This window comes from Mesorhizobium sp. M7A.F.Ca.CA.004.04.2.1, assembly GCF_004022825.1.
Classification (GTDB): domain Bacteria; phylum Pseudomonadota; class Alphaproteobacteria; order Rhizobiales; family Rhizobiaceae; genus Mesorhizobium.
On record NZ_RZPH01001676.1, the window covers coordinates 1 to 610 of the forward strand.

The 610-nt window shown below is 59.7% G+C and carries 1 protein-coding gene; it reads right to left on the reverse strand.

The annotated features are described in order from the left end of the window. Positions 1 to 480: 480 nt before the first annotated feature. A partial coding sequence (locus EN893_RS36925; RefSeq protein WP_128362306.1) for a coproporphyrinogen III oxidase occupies positions 481 to 610 on the reverse strand: 130 nt, incomplete at its 5' end.

A 610-nucleotide genomic window follows, 5' to 3' on the forward strand; every position in this document is an offset into this window, starting at 1 on the left:
GATCCTTGAAGGTCTTGGGAAGCGTAAAAGACGATCCATCGTCGAGGACCAGACTCATGGCCGTTGCGTCAAAGGTCTTGATCGTTCCGGTGGTGTGCTTGACGGCGGCGAATGCCACCGAACCGGAAGCGAGAAGGGCAGCGGCGGCCGCCGAAACAATGATCTTGCGCATTGCGAAGTACTCCTGGAAGTAGGGCATCCCTCTCAATGAGGTGCCCCGCGTCGTCTGGGCCGTCCGGTCGCGTCGGGTCGCGGCTCGCTTTGTCTGACGCAATTCCGGTCGGAAAGCCGTTTCGCACTTTCCTGGAATTGCGCGCAGGCGAACCGCCGGCGCTTCCCGACCCGGCCCCACAAATAGGCCAGTCTTTTCAACGGCCTATTAGACGAAAAAGAAATTTTGCGCCGCACCGTGTGCCACATTCCATGCCCATTTCGAGCGAATGGGACATCAATGCGACTCACGCCGCGCTCACCATTTTGTTACGGCCAGCGAACCTCGGGCGGCAGGCTGGAGAGAATGGACGCGACATTGCCGCCGGTCTTCAGTCCGAAGATGGTGCCGCGATCGTGAAGCAGATTGAATTCGACATAGCGGCCGCGGCGGATGAGC